The 25,655-nt window shown below is 39.1% G+C and carries 31 protein-coding genes and 2 tRNA genes; 30 read left to right on the top strand and 3 right to left on the bottom strand.

Going from position 1 to position 25,655, the window contains the following annotated elements; all coding sequences use genetic code 11:
* The first annotated feature begins 39 nt into the window (after nucleotides 1–39).
* The 11 genes from M0R79_RS09130 to M0R79_RS09080 all read left to right on the top strand — a co-directional run bounded on the left by M0R79_RS09130 (nucleotide 40) and on the right by M0R79_RS09080 (nucleotide 8,952).
* The gene (locus tag M0R79_RS09130) at nucleotides 40–201 is read left to right on the top strand and encodes a DUF951 domain-containing protein (RefSeq protein ID WP_248417168.1); all 162 of its coding nucleotides are present in this window, start codon (nucleotides 40–42) and stop codon (nucleotides 199–201) included.
* Between the two features lie 21 nt (nucleotides 202–222).
* Nucleotides 223–1,323: a redox-regulated ATPase YchF gene (gene ychF / locus M0R79_RS09125; protein WP_092570935.1), complete on the top strand. Its 1,101-nt coding sequence runs from the start codon at nucleotides 223–225 to the stop codon at nucleotides 1,321–1,323.
* An 11-nt stretch (nucleotides 1,324–1,334) separates the two neighbouring features.
* Nucleotides 1,335–2,177: a DUF1129 domain-containing protein gene (locus M0R79_RS09120; protein ID WP_248416975.1), complete on the top strand. Its 843-nt coding sequence runs from the start codon at nucleotides 1,335–1,337 to the stop codon at nucleotides 2,175–2,177.
* A 176-nt stretch (nucleotides 2,178–2,353) separates the two neighbouring features.
* The gene (gene guaB / locus M0R79_RS09115; RefSeq protein WP_248416976.1) at nucleotides 2,354–3,832 is read left to right on the top strand and encodes an IMP dehydrogenase; all 1,479 of its coding nucleotides are present in this window, start codon (nucleotides 2,354–2,356) and stop codon (nucleotides 3,830–3,832) included.
* A gap of 151 nt (nucleotides 3,833–3,983) precedes the next feature.
* Nucleotides 3,984–4,676, top strand: coding sequence for a response regulator transcription factor (locus M0R79_RS09110; RefSeq protein ID WP_092570930.1), 693 nt, complete (start codon nucleotides 3,984–3,986; stop codon nucleotides 4,674–4,676).
* A gap of 19 nt (nucleotides 4,677–4,695) precedes the next feature.
* Nucleotides 4,696–5,847: a sensor histidine kinase gene (locus tag M0R79_RS09105; protein WP_259560601.1), complete on the top strand. Its 1,152-nt coding sequence runs from the start codon at nucleotides 4,696–4,698 to the stop codon at nucleotides 5,845–5,847.
* Nucleotides 5,828–7,162, top strand: a complete 1,335-nt coding sequence (locus tag M0R79_RS09100) for a D-alanyl-D-alanine carboxypeptidase family protein (RefSeq protein ID WP_248416978.1) — start codon at nucleotides 5,828–5,830, stop codon at nucleotides 7,160–7,162. The genes M0R79_RS09105 and M0R79_RS09100 overlap by 20 nt, the downstream gene beginning before the upstream one ends.
* Nucleotides 7,163–7,179: 17 nt before the next feature.
* Entirely contained in the window at nucleotides 7,180–7,674 is a 495-nt protein-coding gene (msrA, locus tag M0R79_RS09095; RefSeq protein WP_248416979.1) for a peptide-methionine (S)-S-oxide reductase MsrA, read from the top strand.
* A 56-nt stretch (nucleotides 7,675–7,730) separates the two neighbouring features.
* Complete coding sequence (corA, locus tag M0R79_RS09090; protein ID WP_248416980.1) at nucleotides 7,731–8,705, top strand: magnesium/cobalt transporter CorA; 975 nt, start codon at nucleotides 7,731–7,733, stop codon at nucleotides 8,703–8,705.
* 93 nt (nucleotides 8,706–8,798) lie between these two features.
* Nucleotides 8,799–8,871: transfer RNA gene (locus M0R79_RS09085), tRNA-Lys, on the top strand.
* Between the two features lie 8 nt (nucleotides 8,872–8,879).
* A tRNA-Thr gene (locus tag M0R79_RS09080) sits at nucleotides 8,880–8,952 on the top strand.
* 169 nt (nucleotides 8,953–9,121) lie between these two features.
* Here M0R79_RS09080 and M0R79_RS09075 read toward each other — a convergent pair.
* The 3 genes from M0R79_RS09075 to M0R79_RS09065 all read right to left on the bottom strand — a co-directional run bounded on the left by M0R79_RS09075 (nucleotide 9,122) and on the right by M0R79_RS09065 (nucleotide 11,876).
* A complete protein-coding gene (locus M0R79_RS09075) occupies nucleotides 9,122–10,243 on the bottom strand; it encodes a site-specific integrase (RefSeq protein WP_092570920.1) in 1,122 nt (373 codons plus the stop codon).
* Between the two features lie 125 nt (nucleotides 10,244–10,368).
* Nucleotides 10,369–11,196 (bottom strand): KilA-N domain-containing protein, encoded by an 828-nt coding sequence (locus M0R79_RS09070; RefSeq protein ID WP_248416981.1) that lies wholly within the window; start codon nucleotides 11,194–11,196, stop codon nucleotides 10,369–10,371.
* Between the two features lie 11 nt (nucleotides 11,197–11,207).
* Entirely contained in the window at nucleotides 11,208–11,876 is a 669-nt protein-coding gene (locus M0R79_RS09065; RefSeq protein ID WP_092570918.1) for a LexA family protein, read from the bottom strand.
* A 157-nt stretch (nucleotides 11,877–12,033) separates the two neighbouring features.
* On the opposite strand from M0R79_RS09065, the gene M0R79_RS09060 reads away from it, so the two are divergent.
* From M0R79_RS09060 to M0R79_RS08970, 19 genes are all read left to right on the top strand, one after another.
* The gene (locus tag M0R79_RS09060) at nucleotides 12,034–12,456 is read left to right on the top strand and encodes a transposase (RefSeq protein ID WP_248416982.1); all 423 of its coding nucleotides are present in this window, start codon (nucleotides 12,034–12,036) and stop codon (nucleotides 12,454–12,456) included.
* Nucleotides 12,428–13,711 carry a PBSX family phage terminase large subunit gene (locus M0R79_RS09055; protein WP_375163586.1) on the top strand — a complete coding sequence of 428 codons (1,284 nt, stop codon included), beginning with the start codon at nucleotides 12,428–12,430 and terminating at the stop codon, nucleotides 13,709–13,711. The genes M0R79_RS09060 and M0R79_RS09055 overlap by 29 nt, the downstream gene beginning before the upstream one ends.
* Nucleotides 13,712–13,725: 14 nt before the next feature.
* Entirely contained in the window at nucleotides 13,726–13,914 is a 189-nt protein-coding gene (locus tag M0R79_RS09050) for a hypothetical protein (protein WP_248416984.1), read from the top strand.
* A gap of 155 nt (nucleotides 13,915–14,069) precedes the next feature.
* Nucleotides 14,070–15,431 carry a phage portal protein gene (locus tag M0R79_RS09045; protein WP_259560596.1) on the top strand — a complete coding sequence of 454 codons (1,362 nt, stop codon included), beginning with the start codon at nucleotides 14,070–14,072 and terminating at the stop codon, nucleotides 15,429–15,431.
* On the top strand, nucleotides 15,424–16,734 hold the full coding sequence (locus tag M0R79_RS09040) for a minor capsid protein (protein WP_248416986.1): 1,311 nt from the start codon (nucleotides 15,424–15,426) through the stop codon (nucleotides 16,732–16,734). Before M0R79_RS09045 ends, M0R79_RS09040 begins: the two co-directional genes overlap by 8 nt.
* Nucleotides 16,731–16,979: a hypothetical protein gene (locus M0R79_RS09035; protein WP_248416987.1), complete on the top strand. Its 249-nt coding sequence runs from the start codon at nucleotides 16,731–16,733 to the stop codon at nucleotides 16,977–16,979. Before M0R79_RS09040 ends, M0R79_RS09035 begins: the two co-directional genes overlap by 4 nt.
* 57 nt (nucleotides 16,980–17,036) lie before the next feature.
* The gene (locus M0R79_RS09030) at nucleotides 17,037–17,369 is read left to right on the top strand and encodes a YjcQ family protein (protein WP_248416988.1); all 333 of its coding nucleotides are present in this window, start codon (nucleotides 17,037–17,039) and stop codon (nucleotides 17,367–17,369) included.
* 300 nt (nucleotides 17,370–17,669) lie between these two features.
* Complete coding sequence (locus M0R79_RS09025; protein WP_248416989.1) at nucleotides 17,670–17,825, top strand: hypothetical protein; 156 nt, start codon at nucleotides 17,670–17,672, stop codon at nucleotides 17,823–17,825.
* 155 nt (nucleotides 17,826–17,980) lie between these two features.
* A complete protein-coding gene (locus M0R79_RS09020) occupies nucleotides 17,981–18,520 on the top strand; it encodes a capsid assembly scaffolding protein Gp46 family protein (protein ID WP_248416990.1) in 540 nt (179 codons plus the stop codon).
* A 38-nt stretch (nucleotides 18,521–18,558) separates the two neighbouring features.
* Nucleotides 18,559–19,482, top strand: a complete 924-nt coding sequence (locus M0R79_RS09015; protein WP_248416991.1) for a phage major capsid protein — start codon at nucleotides 18,559–18,561, stop codon at nucleotides 19,480–19,482.
* Between the two features lie 12 nt (nucleotides 19,483–19,494).
* Entirely contained in the window at nucleotides 19,495–19,644 is a 150-nt protein-coding gene (locus M0R79_RS09010; protein WP_248416992.1) for a hypothetical protein, read from the top strand.
* Between the two features lie 7 nt (nucleotides 19,645–19,651).
* Nucleotides 19,652–19,987, top strand: coding sequence for a phage head-tail connector protein (locus M0R79_RS09005; protein WP_248416993.1), 336 nt, complete (start codon nucleotides 19,652–19,654; stop codon nucleotides 19,985–19,987).
* Nucleotides 19,984–20,283, top strand: a complete 300-nt coding sequence (locus M0R79_RS09000; RefSeq protein ID WP_248416994.1) for a hypothetical protein — start codon at nucleotides 19,984–19,986, stop codon at nucleotides 20,281–20,283. The genes M0R79_RS09005 and M0R79_RS09000 overlap by 4 nt, the downstream gene beginning before the upstream one ends.
* A complete protein-coding gene (locus M0R79_RS08995) occupies nucleotides 20,280–20,636 on the top strand; it encodes an HK97-gp10 family putative phage morphogenesis protein (RefSeq protein WP_248416995.1) in 357 nt (118 codons plus the stop codon). The genes M0R79_RS09000 and M0R79_RS08995 overlap by 4 nt, the downstream gene beginning before the upstream one ends.
* The gene (locus tag M0R79_RS08990) at nucleotides 20,633–21,010 is read left to right on the top strand and encodes a hypothetical protein (protein WP_248416996.1); all 378 of its coding nucleotides are present in this window, start codon (nucleotides 20,633–20,635) and stop codon (nucleotides 21,008–21,010) included. Before M0R79_RS08995 ends, M0R79_RS08990 begins: the two co-directional genes overlap by 4 nt.
* Nucleotides 21,011–21,026: 16 nt before the next feature.
* A complete protein-coding gene (locus M0R79_RS08985; protein ID WP_248416997.1) occupies nucleotides 21,027–21,560 on the top strand; it encodes a phage major tail protein, TP901-1 family in 534 nt (177 codons plus the stop codon).
* A gap of 53 nt (nucleotides 21,561–21,613) precedes the next feature.
* Nucleotides 21,614–21,973 carry a tail assembly chaperone gene (locus M0R79_RS08980; RefSeq protein WP_248416998.1) on the top strand — a complete coding sequence of 120 codons (360 nt, stop codon included), beginning with the start codon at nucleotides 21,614–21,616 and terminating at the stop codon, nucleotides 21,971–21,973.
* A gap of 53 nt (nucleotides 21,974–22,026) precedes the next feature.
* Entirely contained in the window at nucleotides 22,027–22,314 is a 288-nt protein-coding gene (locus tag M0R79_RS08975; RefSeq protein WP_248416999.1) for a hypothetical protein, read from the top strand.
* A gap of 15 nt (nucleotides 22,315–22,329) precedes the next feature.
* Nucleotides 22,330–25,650, top strand: a complete 3,321-nt coding sequence (locus M0R79_RS08970; RefSeq protein ID WP_248417000.1) for a tape measure protein — start codon at nucleotides 22,330–22,332, stop codon at nucleotides 25,648–25,650.
* The last annotated feature ends 5 nt before the right edge of the window (nucleotides 25,651–25,655 follow it).

Here is a 25,655-nt window from a genome sequence, read left to right as displayed (position 1 = left end):
GTGCAAACCAAAGATTATGATAAATTTGATATCGTAGAAATGAAGAAACCCCATGCTTGCCAAACAAATCGTTGGCAGATCATTCGAATGGGTATGGACATACGAATTCGCTGTCAGAATTGTGAACATATTGTTACCATGACTCGACGCGATTTCGAGAAAAAATTAAAAAAAGTTATCGAAAAAGCAAAGCAAGATTAAAGAAGAGAGTGTGATTGAATTATGCCATTAACGGCCGGAATTGTAGGCTTACCTAATGTTGGTAAATCGACCCTATTTAATGCAATTACCAAAGCTGGTGTTGAAGCGGCAAATTATCCTTTTGCAACGATTGATCCTAATGTTGGTGTTGTAGAAGTACCAGATAAGCGATTAGATGATATTACCCAGATTGTACAACCCAAGAAGACAGTGCCAACGACATTTGAATTTACCGATATTGCTGGTATTGTTAAGGGAGCCAGTAAGGGTGAGGGACTAGGAAATAAATTCTTGGCCAATATTCGGCAAGTCGATGCCATCTGTCAAGTGGTAAGATGTTTTGAAGATGATAATATTACTCATGTTGATGGCCGAGTTGATCCTGTATCAGATATTGAGACGATTAATTTAGAATTAATCTTGGCAGACTTGGAATCCATCGATAAAAGATTGAGTAAAACAAGTAAGATGGCTAAAGCAAAAAATGCCGAAGCCATGGCTGAACTTGAAGTTCTGGAGAAATTAAAAGAAGCCTTAGAAGCAAATCGTTTAGCCAATAGTGTGGAATTCAGCAAAGAACAAGAGCCGATTGTCAAGAGTCTATTCTTATTAACTCGCAAAAAAATGCTTTACGTGGCTAATATTGGGGAAGATGAAGTGGCTGATCCAAGCTCAAATCCTCATTTACAAGCTGTTCAAGCTTTGGCGGAAGAGCAAGGGGCTCAAGTGGTGCCAGTCTGTGCCTCATTAGAAGAAGAAATTGCCTTATTAGATGAAGCAGAAAAAGCAGAATTTCTGGCTGATTTTGGCTTGGAAGAATCCGGACTTGATCGCCTAATTCAAGCTTCTTATGCCTTGTTAGGGCTGGGAACTTATTTCACTGCCGGTGTCCAAGAGGTTAGAGCTTGGACCTTCAAATTAGGTATGAAAGCTCCACAAGCTGCTGGCGTCATTCATAGTGATTTTGAGCGTGGCTTCATCCGAGCAGAGACTATGTCCTATGAAGACTTGATGAAATATGGTAGCGAACACGCGGTTAAGGAAGCTGGACGTTACCGCTCTGAAGGTAAGGATTACCTGGTTCAAGATGGTGATATTATGCTGTTCAGATTCAATGTTTAAAGGAGAATAATATGAGTGAAGAAAAGAAAAACTTAGAAAAACAATCGATGGCTCAGGCTGATCCAAGTCTGGAAGAAAGCCAAAAAACAACTGAGCTAGAAGAAATTGTCCAACAGGAAGAAATTGAGCAGGTTGAAGAAGTCCGAACAGAAGAGATGGAAGCCAATGAGTCCAAAGAAATTATGGCTGGGGTTACGCAGAAAAATTTCGACCGCTTAACGAATAAAAACCAACAATTCATTGTTACTTTAGATCGGCAACTGCATAATGAAATGCATTTTGAAGTCCGTCGTAAAGTCTTCGAGGAAATTGTAGAGACCCTCTTAGCTGGTCAAGAACACTCACAAACTGCTAAACATATTTATGGGACGCCTACTGAATTGGCGCAAGTGATTCGTGATCAAGAATTGACCCATAAAATCGAAGCGGAACAGGCTCCGTCCAGTGATTTATTAATTGGTATTGATGGGTCATTGTTCTTAGGTTCTCTCTTTACCTTTGTATCAGGACTTTCCATGGTCATGGCAACAGACAAAGCCAACACTCAAACCTATATGGGTGTCATTACCATGATTATCAATTATATTGTGGCTGGTTTTGCCATGCTAATGACCGCCAAAAATTTGCCAAATCCCGATGCTGAAAAAGGCAAGAAAGGATATTTACGTTATTTCCTAGTTTCTATCTTAACCATGGTATCTTGGTTCTTAATAGTTTCCTTTAGTGTAGTCATCTTACCGAGATCAATTAACCCGGTTCTTCCAGGGGTTATTTATATGATGATTGGTGGGGTCACTTTCGCCCTGCGCTTCTATCTTCGTCGGCGCTATAATATTAAAGGTGGCGTATTCTAACACAGGAGAAAGTCTGCATTTAGCAGGCTTTTTTCTTTAATCTTATATGAAATTGAGCTGAAATCCGTACGATTTTCTAAGAATTTGATTAATTATTAGTTTTTCGGTTGAAGTCTCTGGCCAAACGTGATACCTTAGTTCAAATTAAGCAAGAATAATTTATAGGAGGAAGATACATGACCCCATGGGAAAGCAAATTTAAACGTGAAGGATATACTTTTGATGATGTATTATTAGTGCCAGCTGCAAGTGAAGTCTTACCCAATGATGTGGACCTTTCGATTGAATTGGCGCCAAAACTAAAATTAACCATCCCAATTATTTCTGCGTCAATGGATACAGTCACTGATTCTGTGATGGCAATTGCAATGGCTCGCCAAGGGGGTCTAGGAGTCATCCATAAGAATATGTCAATTGCTGATCAAGCCGAAGAAGTTCGTAAAGTCAAACGTTCAGAGAATGGAGTTATTTTCGATCCATTCTATTTGACGCCTGAACATACGGTTCAAGATGCTGAAGCACTTATGTCTAAATATCGGATTAGTGGGGTGCCGATTGTTAAAGATGAAGCTGACTTAACCTTAGTTGGAATTATTACCAACCGAGACATGCGCTTCATCACTGATTTCTCCCAACGCATCGAATCAGCGATGACCCGCGAAGGTTTAGTGACTGCTCCGATCGGAACTTCCTTAGATGAAGCCAAGGAAATTCTTCATCAACATCGGATTGAGAAATTACCTTTAGTTGATGAAGCGGGTAAATTGTCCGGTTTAATTACCGTCAAAGATATTGAAAAAGTCGTAGAATATCCTAATGCTGCTAAAGATGAGCAAGGTCGCTTGTTAGTAGCCGCTGCCATTGGCATTACCCAAGATACCTTTGAACGTGCCAAAGCGTTGATTGAACAACAAGTTGATGCGATTGTGGTTGATACTGCCCATGGTCATAGCGCAGGCGTGATTCGAAAAATTAAAGAAATTCGCCAAACCTATCGAGACGTGATCATTATAGCTGGGAACGTGGCTACCGCCGAAGGAGCACGCGCCTTATTTGAAACAGGTGTAGATGTAGTCAAAGTCGGTATTGGACCGGGATCAATCTGTACGACACGGGTCGTGGCTGGTGTGGGTGTTCCTCAACTGACAGCTATTTACGAAGCAGCAAGTGCAGCCAAAGAATTCGGCAAGACGATTATCGCCGATGGCGGCATTAAATATTCTGGTGACATTGTGAAGGCCTTAGCGGCTGGCGGACATGCAGTTATGTTAGGATCTATGTTAGCAGGAACCGACGAATCCCCTGGTGAATTTGAAATTTATCAAGGACGACGGTTCAAAACATACCGCGGTATGGGTTCATTAGCAGCTATGGAGAAGGGATCTTCTGATCGTTACTTCCAATCTAAGACCGAAGCCAATAAATTAGTTCCTGAAGGCATTGAAGGTCGTGTGGCTTATAAAGGTAGCGTGAAAGATATTATTTTCCAAATGGTCGGCGGATTACGGTCAGGTATGGGCTATGTCGGTGCTAAAAATCTGGAAAGCTTACGAGAAGAAGCTCAATTCGTTCGGATGTCGGGAGCTGGGTTAATTGAATCTCACCCGCATGATGTTAACATTACTAAAGAAGCACCAAACTATTCTCGTCAATAATTTGTATCAAAGGGAGCTGGGCCTGGATAAGGTTTGGCTTTCTTTTTTTACATATTTTTTACATTATGGCTAGCTTTCTAAATAAACTTAAAAATCAATGAGGAATAGGGTATAATAGGGAATGAACTTACAAGTAAGGGGATGATAAAGTATGCGTATCTTAATTGCGGATGATGAACAAGAAATTGTTGATCTGTTGTCTATATATTTAAAGAGTGAAGGATACCAAGTGATTCCTGTCAATGATGGCCGAGCAGCCTGGGAACAACTTCTCAGTCAGAATGATATCGGCCTAGCAATCCTAGATATTATGATGCCCGAAATGGACGGGCTGGAAGTCGTCGAAAAAATGCGCAACCAAGGAATTTCTATTCCAGTCTTAATCGTTAGTGCTAAATCTTCAGACAATGATAAAATATTAGGTCTACTTTCGGGGGCAGACGATTATGTGGTGAAGCCTTTCAATCCATCGGAAGTCATGGCTCGGGTAAAATCCTTATTGCGTCGCCAATATAATTATGCAGAAGTTAGCAAAGATAGTAATCTGCTGGAAGTCGGGCCCTTAGTGATTGCTAAAGACTCGCATCAAGTGCGAACGACCGATGGAAAGGATATCCAATTGACGGCATCTGAATTCGGTATTCTATATTTGTTAGCGAGCAATCCGAATAAAGTATTCTCGGCTGAGAATATTTTTGATGAAGTGTGGCAACAAGAAGGACAAATGTCCGCTAAGACGGTCATGGTCCATGTGAGCCATCTACGGGATAAACTTGCTGAAGCGACCGGTGGTAATAAAGTAGTTCAGACAGTATGGGGTGTGGGGTACAAAATTGAAGCCTAAGATAAATTCTCTTCCTTCCGTGGCTCTAAGCAAGACACAAAAAATAGAATTATTTATGACGGGCATTGGGGTTTTAACCAATGTCTTTATTATCTATTTTGCTGCGATTATCGGCTATCCATTATTAATTGCCCTTCCAATAGCGGGAACCAATATTTATGAGTATTTTCTGGATAATGTCGGTGTGAACATTAATGATGGGAAAGTTTATTTTGTTTTTACCCTTTTGGTGATGGCAATCGGTTTCTCTTTGACATATCGCCGAGTGCAAAGAAAATATAATTATATTCAGTTAGATAAGATTATCCAACATTTACATTATATTGCTGAAGGAAACTTTGATACACGAGTGCCCGAAATTCAGAATACCCAACTACAACCCGTGGTCTGGAGTATCAACCAATTGGTTGACGCCACCGTACAGGCCTTAGATAACCAAAAGAAATATGAAAAGACCAAGGATGAGCTGATAGCTAATGTCAGCCATGATATTCGCACTCCACTAACTTCAACCATAGGTTATCTGGATGTAATTGTGAATCATAAATATGATACAGAGAAACAAAAAGAACATTATATTGATATAGCCTATAAAAAGGCCAAAACTATGAAGACATTGGTAGATGACTTGTTTCTATATACGGATTCATTGCAACAAAGCTATCACATTCAATGTGCAGAAATTCCTATTTATTTCTACTTGGAACAACTGGCTGCCGAATTTGAACTCACAGCTCAAGAGAAAGGAATTAATATCGTAGTGGAAGTCGAACCTGCAGATTTGCAAGTGTGTTTTGATGCGGATAAAATGGCTCGCGTCTTCGCCAATTTAATTTCCAATGCGATTAAATATGGTCATGGAGCCGACCGAATCCGCTTAATTGCTTATGAGCAGGTAGAACAGCAGCAAAATATTTTTGAAGTTCGTAATAATGGACAGGTTCTTGAAGCTGGCGAGGAAGATAAGATCTTCGAACGTTCTTATCGAACCGAGAAATCAAGAAATGCCAAGGAACCGGGTTCTGGACTGGGGTTAGCCATCGTCAAGAATATGATTCACCTACATCAAGGCGAGATTTATGCGCTGGTTGAGAATAATGAGACGGTCTTTCGGATGACGATGCCAAAGAAAATCAAGAAAGGGGAGACGGATGAAAATTCTGAAAGCTAAGTTCATATTACTGAGTCTCCTAAGCCTGTGTTTGGCTTGCTTCAGCCCTTGGTCCATGGCCATGGCTCAAACAGAAGTAAAGGTAAAAGCCAAAGGGGCTATGGTCATTGATTTGCAAGTTGGTCAAATTCTTGCCGAACAAGATAGCCAGGAGAATGTTGAAGTGGGCGCCCTATCAAAAGCCTTGTCACTTTACTTAATTTTAAAGGCCGTTGATAAAGGAGAAATTCAACTATCAGACTCGGTACCAATTTCAGATCAGGCCTACGATTTAAGTCAGGATTACGATATTTATAACGTACCCTTGCGTCAAGATTTTACCTATACGGTTGAGGAACTGATTGAAAGTGTCGCGGTTACTGGAGCTAATGGTTCTATGCTAGCCTTAGCTGAATTTCATTCAGGGAGTGAACAAGCCTTTGTAAAAGAAATGCGTGCTCAGCTCGCTGAATGGGAATATGATGGAGCGGAGATATATAATTGTACCGGCTTAGCCAGTGATTTTGTTCCGGGTGATCCGGCAACGATGGATCAAGGTTCTGTGAATAAGATGTCTGCTGCAGCTTGTGCAACAGCAAGTTTTCATCTTTTACAAGTCTTTCCCGAATTGTTAGAATATAGCCAGCAAGGCGAGGCCGTTTTTAAGCAAGATACAGACGATCCTTATGAGATGTCTTCGCCGAATGAAATGTTAGCTGATGGGGCCCAAGAATATCCTGGTGTTAGTGGATTATTTCTTGGTGCTTCAGCCAAAGATGGCTATTCAGCGATGATAACTGCCGAAAAGAATGATCTGGCCGTCTTAAGTGTCGTCTTAGGAACAGATCACAAAGATTCAAATCGAAGATATAATGAAAGCAAAAAGTTGCTAGATGCAGTCTATGCAATGTATGTCAGTACGCCAGTCATTCGCCAAGGACAGGAAGTCACCCAGATGGCTCAAGTTAAAGTAAATGATGGAAAAGACGACTATGCTAGCCTAGAATACGGTGAAGCGCTGGTTCTAGCTACGCCCATTATCGATACGGCTCCGAGGATGACCTATCATTTCATGGCCAATGAAGAAGTCATGGATCCAAATGGGAAATTGCAGGCCCCTGTGAAAGCAGGAACGGAAATTGGTCAGATGGTGATTGATGTGGAAGGACAAAAAAGTAAATTTCTTAAATTCTCAACAGGGAATACAGTATCAGTAAAAGTAAAGACTAGCATCGAAGAAGTCAATTGGTTTGAAAAGACCGTTAAAGGAATTGGTCAGACGGTTGATGCATCTTGGGAAGCTACTCGGAAATTCTTTACAGATTTATTTAATTAAGATAAAGGGGCGATATTATGGAAGAGAAAGCAATATTTGCCGGAGGTTGTTTCTGGTGTATGGTTCATCCCTTTGATCAATGGGATGGGGTAATCTCAGTGGTCTCTGGTTATACAGGGGGCCATACAGAAAATCCTACTTATCGACAAGTATGTTCGGGAGAAACTGGGCATACAGAAGCAGTTGAAATAACTTATGACCCTAGCAAAATTTCTTATCAGAAGTTATTAGATATTTATTGGCAAGTGAGTGATCCGACCGATGCTGGCGGTCAATTTGTCGATCGTGGCGATTCTTATCGCCCAGTTATCTTCTATACGACGCCAGAACAAAAACAATTAGCCGAAGCTTCTAAAGAAGCCCTGAGTCAAAGTGGTCGTTATGATCGACCTATTATTACCCCAATTGAACCAGCAGGGCCTTTCTATCCAGCTGAAGATTACCATCAAGATTTCTACAAGAAAGAACCCGTTCATTATCAACGTTATCGGTCAGGTTCTGGTCGACCTTAATCAGTATCAATCCATGGCAAGTCAGAATAAAGCTATTCAATAAGAAAGGAGTTCTTATGGGAACACGGATTAAACTGTATGAATATAATACCGATTATTTGTATCGGCGAACTCTCGATAATCTCGACAAGTTAGAGGTGGATAATCCCGATCACCATTACTGGTTATCGATTCAAACAGACGATCCCGAACAGATCTCCAATCAATTGTTAGATTATTTTGACTGGCACCCTTTGATGATTGTGGAAGACGAAGAAAGTAATCTCCGGTCCAAGTTTCAAGAATTTAAGAATTATCTATCCCTATTGTTAGTATTGACCCGGATGGACCGCAATCAAGATATTATTAATGAAAGTATTCAGTTTATCCTTTATGACAATTTATTAATCACGATTGAACCTGAAGGTCATGGCATATTTAGTTGGGTGATTTCTCAGCTCCATGCCAAATCAGTCATTAATGAGCATGGGACAGCCATGTTGATGTATTACTTAATTGATGCGGTCATGGAATCTTATATGGAAATCTTTGAACATATTGACTATTATCTAGATGAATTGGAAGAGGAAATTCTAGATGGGGATCATCAAGATTCGATTGAGAAAATCAACCATATTAATAAGTATTTGCTTTCGCTAAAGAAAGGCCTATGGCCGATGCGAACAGCGATTGGTAGCCTGACACGGGGTAAACATGCCATGATTGATGAAGATACGCAAAAATATTTCCATGATGTTTATGAAGATATGAGTCAATTGAATGAGATGGTTGAGTTGTATCGAGGCCTATGTTCCAACTTGTATGATTCGCACTTAGCTCGAGTTAATAATCGGATGAATGAAATCATGCAAACCTTGACTGTGATTGCGACCATATTCACGCCATTGACCTTCTTGGCTGGGGTTTATGGGATGAACTTTGTTGAATTTCCTGAAATACGCTGGGAATTTGGCTATGCCATGTTTTGGATCATCTGTATTGTGGTCGCCTTGGTATTGATATGGTACTTTAAACGGAAAAAATGGTTCTGACATAGTAGTTTATTCTGGACCCGCTTAAAAATTTCCTGACAAATATTGACAAGCATGGCCTATTTAAGTTATAGTAATGCTTGTCGTAATTATGACTTGTTAGCTCAGTCGGTAGAGCAACTGACTTTTAATCAGTGGGTCGCAGGTTCGATTCCTGCACAGGTCATTTTTTGTGCCGACTTAGCTCAGTTGGTAGAGCAACGCACTCGTAACGCGTAGGTCACAGGTTCGAACCCTGCAGTCGGCATCCTAACTTAATATAAGAAAACATAAGAATAAGCTAGAACGTTGTTACATAGGCGTTTGTAGCTTATTTTTATTTTTGAGAATTCAGAAGAATTCATAAGAAAATAAAATAATTTTGCACTATTTTGCACCCAATTTTTTTGTGGGTGCAAAATGATACATTTGCTATGTTAGTTAGATATGTTTTCTAAAACATCAATAACCTTGGTATCCTCTTTTTGCGCTTTTTCTTTAATAATATGTGAATACGTTCTAATGGTTTCATTCAACGTTTTATGTCCTAACCTTTGTGAAATGTAACTAAGGTCTATTCCTTCAGCTAGTAGCACTGAACAATGGGTATGCCTTAAAGCGTGCGGAGATCTATTTCTAATTCCTAGAAATTTGCAAGTGCGTTCTAAATATTTACGAACTGCTGTATAGCTAATAGCTGGTTGATAACGTTTTGCTATTTTATCTATAAACAAATAGCAATTGTTATCTTTGCCGTAAACTAGTTTGTATTTTTTTAGATATAAGATTAATTCATCGTTAATGATGATTGTTCTTATGGATGAATCTGTTTTACCATCTGTAAATCTGTTTGTTTTTACATAATCAAATCCACGATTGACGCTTAATGTTTTTTCTTTAAAATCGATATCGTCCCAACTTAAACCGAATACTTCCCCCATTCTGAGGCCGGTTAAGGCAGAGATTAAAATAATTGCTGCCGTTTGCTTTAATTCGTTAGAAACAAATTTTATTATTTTTTCGAATTCGTTTAAGTCCCAATATTTTTCTGCGCTTGTTTTTTCTTTAATGTCATAAGAAAGTAACGTTTTATATGTAAAATCTTTTTCTATTATCCCATCGTGAAGTGCATCTTGTACACATGACCTGATATAATTATGTGTTTTTTCAACGGTATCTTTAGATCTATCTTTGCCTCTTTGATCAATAAAATCTTGATACATGGTTCGTGTTATAGCATTTATTGGGGTATTTCCAAAATAGTCTTCTACTAAATTTAATGTAAATAAATATTTGCTTTCCGTGCTTTTGCTAAGACCTCTGTCTATTTTGTATGTGTATATCCAATGTTCGAAGTATTTGTGAAGTGTTAAGATTTCTCTTGGGTTATCATCAATATCTTTACCATTTTCTATGTTTAATAAAATATCCGATTCTTTTAGCAATGCTTCTTTCTTTGTATCAAATCCTTTCCTGGTTACTTGTTTATACTTACCGCAATCTTTATACGATACTCGACACATCCATTTTTTCGTTTTTTTGTCTTTAGATACAGACATGTTTATTACTCCTATTCTATCGGTGCAAAATTTGATATAATAGGGTACATAAAATAGTCCCTATTATGGGGTTGTTTTTGTGTTATCTCACTCCGATTGTTTGGCGACAGGAGAGTGGGATTTTTTTAATGTAATTTTTTTAAGTCGTTTAATGCTTTTTGGTTATTTTTTATGAGGATATTTTGTTGTTCTCTAGCAATTCTATTTAATTCTTTGAGTCTTGTTGCCATAGGTATTTTTTGTTTGTTCATTTCGGCATTAATATTTTGTAAATTATTCATGATTAGTAATTGTTCAATCGTTGAGTTATCTCTTAAATTACCTTCTTTTTCAGGGTATTTTTGCTTAAATTCTTTAGCTGTCATACCGTATAAGGCTGTGTTAAGCATATCTGCTTCACTAGCGTATGTGTAACGAATCTGATTCGGTGTTAGATTTGGGGTAATTAAATACTCTTTTATTGCGTCAGTATGGATAGAATAATTAAGCTTAGATATGTATCGATTTGTTTGCCACTCAAGCTGATTTTTATATGCTTCCTCTTGTTTTAACCGTTGATAATCTTGAATTATATAAAGTTTAAATTCAGGTGATATCCATGAAGCAAATTCAAATGCTATATCAGAGTGTGCATATGTTCCGCCGTATCTACCTGCTTTAGATTGAATGCCGATAGCTTTTACGGTTTCTATCCATTTATTAGGTGTTAATACAAATCTGTTTGTACCTGCTTCATTTTTAACCGCCTCGAATTCGACACGGTTAAAATTCTCGTTATTTAAGTTTTCCCAAGTTCCAAGGAACTCTATTGTATTTTTGTTTCTCATCCAATTTTGAATGATATATCTTGGATTTTCTTCATCTTGATATTTTGCAATATCAGTCAAACTAATATAATCTGAATCTGATTTTAAGATGGATATTTCATTTCCATTAGCCACTATTTTTACCATTACATTCCTCCTCACAACTCATACTCCACCTTCACAGCCTTGCCGATGATTCTGGCAGGGTTGTTTTTGTTTACTAGATAAGGGGCATAATCCTCGTTGATGGCTTCTAGCAAAATTGAATCTCCTAGTTTTCTAACCTTTTTGAGCGTAGCTTCCTCATCCCCATTAACTAGCACCGCAGCAATCTCTCCGTTTTCCACATCTTCCTGATGCCTAATCATTACATAGCTCCCATCAGGGATATTAGGTGCCATACTATCGCCCTTGGCTCTAAGAAAAAACAAATCGCCCTTAGGTAAATTACGATTAAAAGTCTCCCGGTATTCGGAAATATTTTCGTCGGCTAGTATGGGTTCACCACACGCGATAAGGCCTAAGACAGGAATACGAATGGCGGGAGGGATTTCAGTAACGTTTTTCGGCAAATCATTTCTTTCCATAGGAACATCAAACCCCATTAACCAAGCTTCACTTACATTTAAAGTTTTTGACAGAAGATATATTCTGTGTTGGTCTGGCTCTTGTTTGCCATTAACGTATTGAGAAAGCGCGCTTTTACTAAGAGAAATAGAATATTTATCTTGGTATTTTTTACTCATATTTAAAATATCAATTTGCTTTAAGTTTCTTTGAGACATAATTTGGTTAAGGCGAACGCCTGATGATACTCTCTCTTCCATTGCTAGCCTCCTTTATGTTTATATTCTATCAACTATTGAACTTTTATTCAATGAATAAGTTTAAAAAATATGAACTTTTTTATTGACACGATTCAATCTACTTGATAAACTAAGTACAGTTCATGAACGTGAACTAAAAATGAAAGGTGGTGAGGTCATGGCTAAATACGATTACTGGATAACAGAAGAAGGATTAACTGAATTAGAAGGTATGGCTAGAGATGGCCTTACCGATAAGCAAATTGCCCATAATTTGGGCATTGTAGAGTCGACATTATACGAATGGAAGAATAAGTACACGGACATTTCGGAGGCCTTAAAGCGTGGTAAAGAGGTCATAGATAGACAAGTTGAGAATGCCATGCTTAAATCGGCATTAGGTTTTATGTATGAAGAGGAAACGGTCACGAATGCCGGTGAAGTAGTGATAACACGGAAGTGTAGCAAGCCAAATGTAACGGCTCAAATATTTTGGTTGAAGAATAGAAAGCCAGCAGAATGGCGAGACAAGCACGAGCAAGACGTCAATGTAAATACACCTATTAAGATTAATCTTGGTGAGTACGATGACACAGATTGAAATTAACATAAGTCATCCCGAACGAATCTTTAACAAGCATATATTTGACAACTTGATGGACTACAAATACTTTACCGAAGTTTGGTACGGTGGCGCTTCAAGCGGAAAGTCTCATGGCGTGGTGCAAAAGGTGATTCTAAAGTCATTGCAAGATTGGAAATATCCAAGAAAGGTACTGTGGCTACGAAAAGTCGGTGCAACAGTTAAGGATTCAATCTTTGCGGATGTCATATCATCATTGGCAGACTTTTATATTCTAGAACATTGCAAGGTCAATCATTCAAACAGAGAAATAACGCTCCCGAATGGAGCAATTTTTTTATTTAAAGGCTTAGATGACCCTGAAAAGATTAAATCTATCAAAGGTATATCTGACGTAGTCATGGAAGAAGCGTCTGAATTTAATTTAGACGACTACACGCAGTTAACATTGCGTTTGCGTGAAAAGAAACATAAAGACAAGCAAATTTTTCTGATGTTCAATCCGGTGAGTAAGGTCAATTGGGTGTATACGACGTTCTTTATTAAAGAACAGAACAATACGATCATACACCAGTCAACCTACAAGGATAATCGATTCTTAGACGAAATGACGAAACAGAATATTGAAGACTTAGCTAATCGTAATCCTGCTTACTACAAGATATACGCATTAGGGGAGTTTGCGACACTAGATAAGTTGGTCTTCCCTAAATACGAGAAACGATTACTAAACAAAGAAGAGTTGTCGCACTTACCTAGCTTTTTCGGTCTTGACTTCGGTTATGTCAATGACCCAAGTGCGTTTATCCATATCAAGGTAGATGAACATAATAAACAGCTTTATTTTATGGAAGAGTATGTCAAACGTGGCATGACTAATGATGTCATAGCAAGTGCAATTCATTCACTTGGATATGCTAAGGAACAAATTATTGCAGATAGTGCCGAGCAGAAATCGGTATCAGAGTTAAGGCAACATGGAATTACGAGAGTGGTCGCAGCGAAGAAACCTCCGGGAAGTATTTTGCAAGGAATCCAACTCATGCAACAGTTTGACTTAATTGTGGATGAACGGTGCGTGAAACTGATTGAAGAATTGGAGAATTACACATGGCAGAAAGACCGAAAGACAAATGAATATGTCAATAAGCCGGCAGATTCATATAACCACGTAATAGATGCCAGTAGATACGCACTAGAAACGTTTGTATTTAACACTAAACAAACCAACATAACAAATAAATTGCGAACAGCCAAGCGGTTGTTTGGGTAGGGGAGTGATTAATTATGGGTAAAAATAAATACGAAGTAATTGTGAAAGATTATCCAGAAAATTTAGACTATGGGATGACAGAATACGAAATAGAGGTTGAGTCCGAAACAATGTCGGCAGCAATCGAAATCGTAGAGGTGGAGTATATGCCGGCAGGAGGCGTAACAAGAGTTCGTCTGATCGAAAGAGGTGAGCAGTCATAGAAACAACACACACAGCAAGCGATACGAACTTAGAAGGTCAATACATACCGAAGTCGTATCAATTCGAACGGGACATGGACTATTCCAATCCTGAACGGCGTGTCGATTCATTACAATTTGACGAAGACGCAAATATTCATTTTGTATACAGCAACATGCAAGACCTATTAAATACCGAGCAAGGAAAGAAATCATTGACCGATATGTTATCGGTCTTTTTTAATGCACAAAAAATAAGATTGGATATTTTAGACGGCTATTCGAAAGGACATAACTACACTATCCTATCGGGTCGCAGACGGTTGGAACAAGAAAAATCTGACTACCGTGTGACACATAACTGGGGTGGGTATATCAGTAATTATATTACTGGTTACTTAATCTCCAAACCTATCACGATTGGCACACGTCAAGCAGACGATGACGAGACACAATCACTAGCAACGATTCATGACATCAATTTGGATAATGATATAGATACGCTTAACTTTGAACTTGGCTTTGACGCTTCACGATTTGGACGAGCTTTTGAATTACATTACCGAGATTTAGGCGGCACAGATAACATTGTGCAGATTGACCCAAGGGAGATATTTGTCATACGTTCTACTGATGTATCTAAGCGAGTTATTGGTGCAGTGCATGTACCGATTTATAACGGCGAGATAAATATGACTATTTACACTAATACGCACGCGATCCAATTTCAACCGTTCAAGGAGGGTGCAGTTACATTTAGTGAGTTATCCCGTAGGAAACACATGTACGACGATGTCCCAGTGGTTGAATGGTGGAACAATCGATTCAGGCAAGGGGATTTCGAGAACGAGATACCTTTGATTGACGCATACGACGCAGCACAATCTGACACGGCGAACTATATGAGTGACTTAAACGACGCCTTGCTGGTCATCAATGGCGACCTAGACTCTGCCGGTATCACACCAACGGACGCTATGCTGATGAAGAAAGCGAACATGCTTTTACTGGAATCGGGAATCGACCACACGGGCAAACAAACCAGTGTTGGTGCCGAATATATTTATAAACAATACGACGTCCAAGGTGTGGAAGCTTATAAAACACGCTTGATTAATGATATTTATAAATTATCTAAGGTGCCTAATTTAGACGATGACCGATTCAACGCCAGCAATTCTGGTATCGCCTTAAAGTACAAGATGATTGGTTTAGAACAAATTAAATCAATCAAAGAATCATTCTTTAGCAAAGCTTTAAGACGACGGTATCAATTGATTGAGAATATCCATAACGGTTTATCTACCAACAAAATTACCGCCGACGATTTGACTTTTACTTTCCACGAAAACATTCCTGAAGATATCTGGCAAGAAGTTGAACGCTATATCAATGTGGGGGGTGTGGTATCAGATACAACATTGATGGAACTGGCTAGCTTCATTCCGAATGCTGATGAAGAAAAACAACGGATTGCCTTAGATGGTGTCCGGCCAGACGCAACTGACTCGGTTAAGGCAGTGATTGAAGATGAATAGTATTGATTACAACAAAGAACGAAAAATTCAAAACGAATGGGCGAGAAAAGACTTTGATGTCGAAAAAGCCATCGAAGAAGTCCATAAAGAAACCTTAGACATCATCCAACAAAAAATTGACCGGCATTATATTAATTACGCCAATCAACAAGGTCTAACACTGGCTGAAGCTCGGAAGAAGATAAAAGATTTCGATGTGCCTTCATGGGCGGATAAAGCGGCCAGAACGGTCGATAAAGCAATTCGCGATAAATTACATGACCCGCAGCGATATAAAGCTAATAAGAAAAATTTACGCGACTATTTTAGTCCGGAAACCAATGACTGGTTGAAGACTTATAACCGCAAGATGTATATTTCACGACTAGAATACATGAAAGCCGAAATAGAAATCGATTTGCAACGTATGTATGCCCAAGACCATGTAATCATCCAAGAAAGTTTAATCAATGCCTATTTAGACGAAACAAAGCGTCAAGCCGGCATCTTAGGACAATCAGCTACTGGACACTTAGACCGTGTCCAAGAGGTGTTAAACGCCGATTTTTACGGTAATTCTTTCAGTGAAAAAGTATGGGGGCGGAATGGTCAATACGAACAGACCCGGCAAAAATTATTTGGTGCTTTTATGCGAATGCATAGTGATATATCGACGTTCAAGCAAGAACGGCGACGATTGCAAGAAGCTATGCAGGTCACGAAATATGAAGCCAATCGGCTGATGTATACCGAGATGAATCGAATGCGCATGCTTGCTGAAAAAGATATGTATGACCAAGCTGAGGCTGATTATTATACGAATATTCCGGAATATAGTGCTTGTCCACATTGTGCTGGGTGGCAAGGTATATGGATAAAACGTGAAGAAATGGAAATCGGAGTGAATGCCCCGCCATTCCATCCAAACTGTCGATGTCATACCAAGGCAAGATATGAATTAAAACGCAAAGATGGAATGAGTAATATTGGTAAAACGGATGGTTATAAACGGAATAAACATGGTATAATAGTAGCAGATACAATAATTAATGGGCACGAATCAGCCCCTAAAACATATAAACCATTTTCTGTTGTTGATAGAATTACTAAAAAAGGATTCGATACTAGAACGTATTATGATTCTAGAGGTTTAAAAATTAAAGATATTACACCTCACAATCACAATAATTCAAAGCACCATAATCTTGGATTTTATGGTGAACATGCACACAATTATTATTGGGATCAAAATGGAAAGCTACGATATCGTTCTGACAGAGAAATAAATGAAATAGAAAGAAAGGAAAATAGGGATATATTATGAAAGAAAAGTTGAAAAATTCTATATATAATCCTTTGGATACAATTACGTTTGAGTATGCTGGTAAAAATGCGGGAGTTGATACATTGGTAAACAATTATAAACGGAAATACACTGTTTGGTTTGGTGACTATTATGAAGATTTAGACGATATTGATGTCGTAATGAATAAAAAAATTTTTGATGGAAAATCATTAAATGATTTATGTGAGGATCCATCCATAGTGTTTTATGGGACATATTCATAGCACTCACTTATTAATTTAAGAGGGTGCTATTTTTTATGCAGAAAGGGTGATACTTTTATGAGCAAAGATGACTATTTTGTCATTGTGTATCAATTACTAAAATATCTGTATGATTGTTTAAAAAAAGGTATTCAACCTGATTATGATAAGTTAACAGCCAGTTACTTTAATATTCCGGAATCTTATTGGGGATATATTATTGATAGTTTACTGAAAGAAGATTTTATTCAAGGACCCAAGGGAATTCCGACTAAGGATGGCATCATTTTTAATGATTTTAAAGGAATGATGATTACTCCCAAAGGCATTCAATATTTGTTTGATAATACGTTTTTAGAGAAAATAAAACGAACGTTGAAAGATGTCAAAGATATTACGCCATTTATGTAAAACGGTAGCACTTCTTAATAGAGGCGCTATTTTTATGCTCAAAATTATCAAAGGGGGGTTATAGGTATGTGGAGATTAGTGAGTGATGCCCTGGCGGTATTTATGCTGATTGTCATTGCATTGTCTGGTGGGAGTTTTATCAAAGGGTTTATGGATACGTTTAAAAAATAACGATTTGCCCTTGAAAGGGGGGGATTACATGACTTTGACAGAGTATTGTCGCTTAGTCTGAAAGGAGTGTGATCCAAATGCTGAAAAATGCCGTATCTCGTGACTAGAACGTTATCTAGGAGGAGTAACATGGATGAGCATACTAAAAATTTCGTAGAAGCAATTATTCATGCGTATGAGCGAGGTTATGAAAAGTCGATTGAAGACCAGGAAATTACCGAAGAAATGATATTGCAAGATGAATTAGACAGTATTAATTTTTTGTTTGAAGAAGACGGCGAATAGCGGTCTTCTTTATTTTACTAACCGTATGGGGTTACCTGCGGTTATTTTTTATGTCCTAAGCATGACATTAAACTGTTTCGATAAACCGTGATGCATCGTTAAAACTCATGAGACTCGTGGAGGTTGCACGTTAAAGCGTAAAAGGAGTTTAGAACATGGAAGAATTAAATCAAGAAGTAACAGAAACACAGGAACAAGAGCAAGTCGACACTCAAGAACCTACTGTGACTGTTGCGGAGATGAAACGACGTATTGCAAAAGAACAAAGCAAATTCGCAGAACTTGAACAATCTATTGATGATCGTATTAAAGAAGCCGTGGAAGAAGCGCAAAAGCAAGCACAACTGTCTGGTAAAGAGTTGCAAAAATACAAAGAGCAACAAGCCGAACAAGAAAAGCAAAAGTTGTTAGACAAAATCGAAGAACTTCAATTACAAAACACTAGACGGGAGTTGAAGGATGAAGCTATCAAGACGCTTTCTGAACGCAAGATGCCAGTCAATGACCGAGTGCTTGACTTCGTTGTTAAAGACACGGCTGAAGATACCCTAAAAGCGATTGAAAGCATGGGGGAGATTATCAAAGACATTAAAAACGAATATGCAACGAGTGAACCGCCACTAACGAGTGGGGGGATAGGTAATAAAAACACAGAAACAGATATTTTCAAAATTTTAGATGATGCAGGTCGATAAACGCCTGATTTTATAATAAAAAGGAGAGATAAAAAATTATGGCACAAACATTTGATCCAGCAAAAGTTATGCTGATGGATTCTATTGGTAAAGAGATTACAGACAATTTAATTACTGCGGAATTTGTTAAAGGATTAGCGAACGTATCAAAAGTAATCCAATTAGGCGAACGTATTGACATGGGCAACCAATATATCAAAAAAGTTAAAGCAATTGATGGCGAATTATCTGATGCCTATTTTGTTGGCGAAGGCGAAAAAATTGGTATCGCTAATGTTCAAATGAAAGATTATACGCTTGAAACCAAGAAAATTGCAGTTATCTTGCCGGTAACACAAGAGTTTTTAAATTATACTTGGGCTCAATATTTTGAACACGCTAAACCGTTAATCATTGATAAATTTAATAAAGTATTAGACGGCGATGTTTTCTTAGGTTTACACGGTAACACATTCGGTACTAACGTGAAACAATTAGCTGAGCAAAATTCTCCAGTGACAGGCGGTGTTACTTTTGATAACTTATTAAAGGTTGAGTCATTAGTTGAATCTGAACCGACTGCATTTGTTGGACATCGTTCTGTTAACACTGCTTTACGTGGTTCTTTTGACGAAAATACGAAGACGTATTTATTTGATCGTAATACCAATACTTTAGACGGACTGCCATATCATGAATTAAAATTAGCTAAAGAAGTTAAATATCCAGAGAATTCATTATTCGTTGGAGACTTCAAAGCAATTAAATACGGATTGCCACAAGGTACTGGATTGCGACTTAAATTAACTGGAGATGCCACATTATCTAAGGTTCAAAATACTGGACCTGATTCTGGTGATGTGCATTTATTCGAACAAGATATGCAAGCAATGCGAGCGATCTTCGAGATTGCGGTTGCTATTCCTAATGAAAAAGCATTTGCTAAATTAGATACTGCACCAGCGGTTACTTCAGAAGTTTAAGGGGGGGGTTAAATGGCTAAATATAAAGTTTTAAAGCCAATCCGAGATAAAGAAACCAAAAAGATGTATGAAGTTGGGGAAATTATTGAAGTAACCGTTAAACGGTTTGAAGAATCTAATAAGAAGTATCCTGACCACCTTGAACGTGTAGATAAGGAGTAGTGATGATATGGGTACTCAAATAGATAAAATCAAGCGTCGTTTGGGTATCAAAGATACGCTACAAGACGACTTACTGGGTGACCTCATCGAAGATGCAGAAGCACAATTCTTAGCTATTACAGGCGCTGAAGCCGTTCTGAGTAAGTACAGTTTCATTATTACCGACGTAGTATGTATGCGTTATGCTCGAAAAGGTAGTGAAGGGGTTAAATCTGAAAGTGTGGACGGGTATTCAGTGACCTATGACACGGATGACTTTAATAGTTATATGTGGTTATTAAATAAAGATTTTAATTTAGACGATAAGAGCCTCCGAGAAAAAGGGGGCTTTTATTTCGTATGAAAACACCCCACACGATTACACTCATTCGCAATAGTCATCGACGAATTGACTGGGAAACAGGGGATTATAGCGATGCAAAAGGCGAATCGGTTAACGTCCCTTGTTTTGCTAACTATGTATCCCAACAACGTGTCTTTGAGTTATACGGCGACCGCACTGACCGTGTTCTAATTGCTCGTTTTATGCAAGCACAGCATCCGTTTGATAAGGCTTTGTTTCAAGGCAAGTCATTTATACCTATTGAGCAAACAGATGCTCCTAAGACAGCGTACCGCTTGAAAGAGGTGGCTGAATGAGCAGAGTCACAGTCGAATGGGTTGGTGCCGAAGAGTTCGGCAGAGTTTTACAAAAAGCGATTGCCAAATCGCCCGAACTTGTGGATAAGGTTATCTTTAATAATGCTGAAGATATGAAAGACAAAGCATTTGGTTATGCCCCAGAGGATACAGGTTATTTAAAATCACAAATCCGTCACAAACCAATGGGGAAGATGGATCATGAGGTTGGTTCATACGCTGGATACGCCGGTTTCCAAGAATTCGGGACTCGGTTTCAACCTGGAAAGAAACATCTCCGTCCAGCTTTTCAAGATATCTTAAAACCATTGGAAAAAGATATTAAAGATGTTACGGAGGGGATGTTTATATGACACCAAATTATGAGTGTTTTCTGGCTTTAGGGTCGATTTGTAACCGTCTGATGGATACTTATGACTATTTGCCGGATGCACATACAAAATATCCTTTCTGTTTTGTCGAATATGGTCGGATTGATGAACAGACAAATAACGATGCCTTTGGCGAATATACCGTTTATGTCCATTTCTTTGGCAAACGTACAGACCGAAAGGTAATTGATATTGCGATGAGTCAATTGCATGACGATTTACGCAAACCGCTATCTACAAAATATTATGCAATGTCGGTAAAAACATGGAGAAATTTTGAACTGCCAGAGAGCAATGATGCTCCTGGCATTTTGCATTTTATCGCTGATGTCACACTAAATTACAACAAAAAATAAAAGGAGAGATAAATTTATGGCAGTAGAAGTACTATCTGGGCGCAATGTCATTGTGTTTTTCCGTGAATATAATAAAAAAGCCACTGAAGATGCTTCAAAATTACGTTTTCAGACGGAATACTCTATTTCAATGGAGAAAGAAACAGAGTCTACAGTTACTAAGGACGGCAATATTAATACGATTAATGACGGCGAAAACGAAGCTGAAATCACATCATTAGCATACCGTGAGGACGGAGAAACCATTGAGACATGGAAAAAATTACAAGATATGTTTAAGCGGAATGCCTTGGTTGAGATGTGGCAAGTCGATGTTACAGACGTTACGAAAGAAAAACTAGACGTTACACCGGATTATTTCCAAGGTTATTTTTCATCGTTTGAATTATCAGCACCGGCTGATGATAAGGTCGAATTGAATTATACCTATGCGATTAACGGCAATGGTGTAACCGGCGAAGATAAACTATCAGAAGAACAGTTGGCGATGATTGAAGCGGCTATTTACGGATACGAAAAAATGGCAGCAACTACTGTTTCAGAAGTTTAATCATTGAGGGGCGGAAGCTCCTCTTATTTTTTTATTAAAAAGGAGATAAGAACATGGAATTAAAGATTGGGAATAAAAATTATCCATTGTATTTTGGATGGGAATTCTTGGAACAAGTCAATAACTTATTCGGGTTTGTGGTCGATGTGAATGGCATTGAAATTAACACTCGGATGAATGGGTTTCCGTTTATGGAACAGGGGTTAGAATCGTACGATTTGATTGCGGTTCAAAAAGTAATCCAATCAGCGACTGCCACCGAAAAAACAACGCCGTCAAAAGCAAATATCCGCAAACTTATTGAAGAAAAATTGTATGAAGGTGCTGAAGCTTATCAAGAATTTGTTGAAGAGTTACATAGTGAGATAAAAAAGGACAAAATGCTGAAGGCACTGTCCGAGCTAAACGTTTAGATTTAAACCTCCGGCATCGAGATATATTAGCGATTTGTATCGGTTGGCTAGGTATGAGTCTTGTTGAAGCGCAACGATGTACGCCGAAAGAGTTTGATATTTACATGCATGCAAGGCGGTTCAAACGTCAAGAACGGCATGAAGATATGGCTTTTCAAGCGTGGAAAAATCGTGATGTTCAAGCCGATAAGCGTGTCGGAAAAAATAAAACACGACCGTACTATAAGCGGTTTGAAGATTTTTACGATGCTGAACAAATGATTCGTAACATTGTTGATCCACAGAACCAAGAGAAGAAACGAAATAGCATCGCTGATATGAATCGCCTTTTAAACGGATAAAGAAAGGAGGTATGTATGGCAAATTTTGATGTAGTGGCTCGTTTAAAGGCTGATACGAGTAATTTTAGTAGTGGACTACAACGAGCTCAAAGCGGACTGTCTGGTCTGGTAAAATCTGTTGCTGGTGGTATGGGCGGAATTGGGAAGTCGATGTTTCTAGCCAATTTAGCTTCAAACGCCGTTAGCAAGGGATTTAGTATGGTTACTAGCGGAATGAGCGGACTGATTGGCGAGATGGATGAGTCTAATAAATCATGGAAAACTTTCGAAGGTAATATGAAGATGTTGGGCAAATCTTCCGGCGAAATTGATCAAGTAAAGTCTAGCTTGCAAGATTTTGCGGAGAAATCTATTTACTCGGCATCAGATATGGCGCAAACCTATGCACAAATGGCCGCGATTGGTGTGAAAGATACCGAAAAGCTTGTAAAAGGGATGGGCGGTATTGCAGCCGCTTCAGAAAATCCGAAACAAGCGATGAAGACTTTATCCACACAAATGACACAAGCACTAACCAAGCCTACGATGACGTGGGCGGACTTTAAGCTGATGTTAGAACAATCGCCGGCAGGGATGAGCGCAGTCGCCAAACAAATGGGCATGTCGCTGGATGAATTGGTTCAAAAAATTCAAGATGGCGAAGTTTCATCAAAAGATTTTGCGGCAGCCGTAGCTGAAGTTGGGACAAATGAATCGTTCTCGAGAATGGCCACAGAAGCAAAAACAACGGGACAAGCGATTGATGGTTTAAGGGAAGGATTGGCCAACAAATTGATGCCAGCCTTTCAAGCCTTGGATAAAATTGGTATTCAAGCTGTAAAATCAATAGGAAAAGCCTTAGATAAAGTCAACTTTGATGGCCTTAAAGATAAAATCATGCAAGCACGATTAGCGGTAGTTAGTTTCTTTAAAGGGTTTAATCAAACAGGCGCAATGAGTGCGCTGAAGCAAGCTTTTTCTTCTATTGGTTCAGCGGTAAAAAATGTAATCAGTGCATTTACAGGAGCTAAAACCTCATCGATTGATTTAGGTCGGTCATTTGGTAAATTGGTTGAAAAAATTGCGAATGTAGCTAGCAAGATTGCCAATTTTGTGGCTAAGTTAGATCCTGGAGCAATTAAAGCATTTGCCAAAGGTGTATTAGGAGTCGTATTAGCGTTTAAAATGTTAAAAACTGCTTTAAATATCAAAAGCTTTTTTGACAAACTTAAAATGCCAGCGAATCCACTCAAAGCATTGACTGACGGACTGATTAAAGATAAGTCAAAAGTCGCTCAAATCATTCAAAGCATTGGAACACTCTTTAAAGACTTGGGCTCAGGAATTGGCAAGGCCGCTCAGGGTATCGGAACAGGTATCTCAACTGTTTTTAAGGGATTAGGCCAAGGCATTTCAACCGCAGCACAAGGGATTGGTAAAGGATTATCAACCATATTCATGGGGATTGGACGCATGACTCAGGTTATGAATCCGGTCAATATGCTAGCCTTTGCAGCCGCTATTGCCATTGTGGTGGCCTCATTAGCACTCCTCGCCACACAATCAGAAGGTGTAGCGCAAATCTTACAAGCATTAGGTAGTGCTATCTCTGAAATTGTGGTGGCTCTTGGTACAGCGATTGGTGGCATTGTGGAATCGCTTGGTAGTGCCTTAGCTCAAGTAGCTATTGCCATTGGTCAAGCGGTCGCTAACATTATTACAGCCGTCACGCCACTTGTATCAGTGGTTGGAGGTATCTTTGTACAACTCGCCGGTATTGTGGCCAATGCGATTGTCCAAATCGTCCAAGCGATTGCGCCATTTATTCCAGCAATTACTGAAATGGTTACAGCGGTAGTGAGTCAAATCCCAAACATTATTACAGCTTTTGCAGGTCTTGTTACCGCAGTAGGTAATAGTATTAGTCAAATTATCCAATCTGTTACTGGTTTAATCAGTGCAATCGGCCCGGTATTAGAGTCAGCTGGACAAATGTTTAAAGATTTAGGCGAAGGTATTAAGACGGCTTTAGAGGGCGCACAAGGTGTCCTAGAAGGTTTTGGAACCATTATCGAAACGGTGTTTAGTGGCGCAAGTCAAGTCATTGAAACATTCGGCGATACAGTGACCAGAATCATGGATTCAGTCCGTGGAATTATTCAGGAAATCGGCGACACAGCTACTAAGATTGGCGAATCGTTTCAAACGATGTCTGATGCATTAATTGCATTGAACCAAGTCGATGTGGCTGGTTTAGGGGCAAGTTTCATTACCTTTGGTGCCGGTTTAGCGGCCGTTAAGGGAGCCGACCCGCAAACCATTGCAACAGGATTAACAGGAATTAGCACAGCTATAGGAATCATTTTCAGAGTCTCAGCATTGGCGACTGATTTCCAAGCGCTTGGATCAGCACTCAGCGGATTCCCTGACACTCAAACGATTGCAACAGGGTTATCGGCGATTGGAACAGCTTTAGGTACTATCTTTAGAGTTTCAGCATTAGCTACCGACTTTGCAGCGCTTAAAACAGCATTAACAGGTCTAGGTACTTTTGCTACACAAGCTGGTCAAGGACTTACACAACTTGGCACGTCAGCAACACAATTAGGGTCAACTATGACCACTTTAAAGAGCACCTTCACAACATCTTTAACTTCTATGAAAACGACAGCCACCACAGTATTAAATAGTATTAAATCAACGTTTACTAGCGGTATGAATAGCATTAAGTCTACAGTAACAAGTGGCTTGAATTCAGTTAAATCATCGTTTACAAGCAGTTTTAATGCGATTAAATCCACCGTGACTTCTAGCATGAATTCAACCCTTTCCACAGTCAGAAGTATCATGAGCAGTGTGGTATCTGCCATGAATAGCGCAGCCGGACAGGCACGTTCTGCCGGATATAACATGGGGGTTGGGTTTTACAACGGATTAAGCTCGATGGCGGGTTCGATTATTGCTTTAGCGTATAGTATTGCTAGTCGTGCAGCTGCTGCGATGCGAAGTGCGTTAATCGTTCGTTCCCCATCTAGAGTAACCACAAAGATCGGGGAATATACTGGTGAGGGTCTGGGAAATGGTATTGCGAATATGAGGGGTTACGTTGAACGGATGGCAACAAAACTAGCCGGTTATGCGGTGCCAGATATTTCAGCCAACGATATTACAGGCAGAATGAATGCGTTGACCACGAAGCAATTAGATGCCGGTTATCAATTTAGTGCCGGAACATTAACGGTTAATCAACAACCGGCCACTATTGCATTAAATCTAGGCGGAACAGAATACCGCGCATTCGTGGACGATATTACCGATGTACAGAATAAGTCAGCAGATTTAAGGCTTGCTTATTAGAAAGG

The organism is Ignavigranum ruoffiae (genome assembly GCF_023195815.2).
GTDB classification, from domain to species: domain Bacteria; phylum Bacillota; class Bacilli; order Lactobacillales; family Aerococcaceae; genus Ignavigranum; species Ignavigranum ruoffiae.
The sequence above is the reverse complement of the archived record's forward strand: the minus strand, read 5'-3'. Positions and strand labels throughout refer to the sequence as shown.

Bases quoted from the DNA above. Each gene is read 5' to 3' on its own strand.
- M0R79_RS09045 (WP_259560596.1), top strand. From the start codon at position 14,070: ATGCAAGACCTATTAAATACCGAGCAAGGAAAGAAATCATTGACCGAT.
- M0R79_RS09100 (WP_248416978.1), top strand. From the start codon at position 5,828: ATGAAAATTCTGAAAGCTAAGTTCATATTACTGAGTCTCCTAAGCCTG.
- M0R79_RS08970 (WP_248417000.1), top strand. From the start codon at position 22,330: ATGGCAAATTTTGATGTAGTGGCTCGTTTAAAGGCTGATACGAGTAAT.
- M0R79_RS09065 (WP_092570918.1), bottom strand. From the start codon at position 11,876: ATGGAAGAGAGAGTATCATCAGGCGTTCGCCTTAACCAAATTATGTCT.
- corA (WP_248416980.1), top strand. From the start codon at position 7,731: ATGGGAACACGGATTAAACTGTATGAATATAATACCGATTATTTGTAT.
- M0R79_RS09120 (WP_248416975.1), top strand. From the start codon at position 1,335: ATGAGTGAAGAAAAGAAAAACTTAGAAAAACAATCGATGGCTCAGGCT.
- M0R79_RS09020 (WP_248416990.1), top strand. From the start codon at position 17,981: ATGGAAGAATTAAATCAAGAAGTAACAGAAACACAGGAACAAGAGCAA.
- M0R79_RS09040 (WP_248416986.1), top strand. From the start codon at position 15,424: ATGAATAGTATTGATTACAACAAAGAACGAAAAATTCAAAACGAATGG.
- msrA (WP_248416979.1), top strand. From the start codon at position 7,180: ATGGAAGAGAAAGCAATATTTGCCGGAGGTTGTTTCTGGTGTATGGTT.
- M0R79_RS09060 (WP_248416982.1), top strand. From the start codon at position 12,034: ATGGCTAAATACGATTACTGGATAACAGAAGAAGGATTAACTGAATTA.
- M0R79_RS08995 (WP_248416995.1), top strand. From the start codon at position 20,280: ATGAGCAGAGTCACAGTCGAATGGGTTGGTGCCGAAGAGTTCGGCAGA.
- M0R79_RS09000 (WP_248416994.1), top strand. From the start codon at position 19,984: ATGAAAACACCCCACACGATTACACTCATTCGCAATAGTCATCGACGA.
- M0R79_RS08990 (WP_248416996.1), top strand. From the start codon at position 20,633: ATGACACCAAATTATGAGTGTTTTCTGGCTTTAGGGTCGATTTGTAAC.
- M0R79_RS08985 (WP_248416997.1), top strand. From the start codon at position 21,027: ATGGCAGTAGAAGTACTATCTGGGCGCAATGTCATTGTGTTTTTCCGT.
- ychF (WP_092570935.1), top strand. From the start codon at position 223: ATGCCATTAACGGCCGGAATTGTAGGCTTACCTAATGTTGGTAAATCG.
- M0R79_RS09010 (WP_248416992.1), top strand. From the start codon at position 19,495: ATGGCTAAATATAAAGTTTTAAAGCCAATCCGAGATAAAGAAACCAAA.
- M0R79_RS09025 (WP_248416989.1), top strand. From the start codon at position 17,670: ATGGATGAGCATACTAAAAATTTCGTAGAAGCAATTATTCATGCGTAT.
- M0R79_RS09030 (WP_248416988.1), top strand. From the start codon at position 17,037: ATGAGCAAAGATGACTATTTTGTCATTGTGTATCAATTACTAAAATAT.
- M0R79_RS08975 (WP_248416999.1), top strand. From the start codon at position 22,027: ATGAGTCTTGTTGAAGCGCAACGATGTACGCCGAAAGAGTTTGATATT.
- M0R79_RS09015 (WP_248416991.1), top strand. From the start codon at position 18,559: ATGGCACAAACATTTGATCCAGCAAAAGTTATGCTGATGGATTCTATT.
- M0R79_RS09035 (WP_248416987.1), top strand. From the start codon at position 16,731: ATGAAAGAAAAGTTGAAAAATTCTATATATAATCCTTTGGATACAATT.
- M0R79_RS09050 (WP_248416984.1), top strand. From the start codon at position 13,726: ATGGGTAAAAATAAATACGAAGTAATTGTGAAAGATTATCCAGAAAAT.
- M0R79_RS09110 (WP_092570930.1), top strand. From the start codon at position 3,984: ATGCGTATCTTAATTGCGGATGATGAACAAGAAATTGTTGATCTGTTG.
- M0R79_RS08980 (WP_248416998.1), top strand. From the start codon at position 21,614: ATGGAATTAAAGATTGGGAATAAAAATTATCCATTGTATTTTGGATGG.
- M0R79_RS09070 (WP_248416981.1), bottom strand. From the start codon at position 11,196: ATGGTAAAAATAGTGGCTAATGGAAATGAAATATCCATCTTAAAATCA.
- guaB (WP_248416976.1), top strand. From the start codon at position 2,354: ATGACCCCATGGGAAAGCAAATTTAAACGTGAAGGATATACTTTTGAT.
- M0R79_RS09005 (WP_248416993.1), top strand. From the start codon at position 19,652: ATGGGTACTCAAATAGATAAAATCAAGCGTCGTTTGGGTATCAAAGAT.
- M0R79_RS09075 (WP_092570920.1), bottom strand. From the start codon at position 10,243: ATGTCTGTATCTAAAGACAAAAAAACGAAAAAATGGATGTGTCGAGTA.
- M0R79_RS09130 (WP_248417168.1), top strand. From the start codon at position 40: ATGAAGAAACCCCATGCTTGCCAAACAAATCGTTGGCAGATCATTCGA.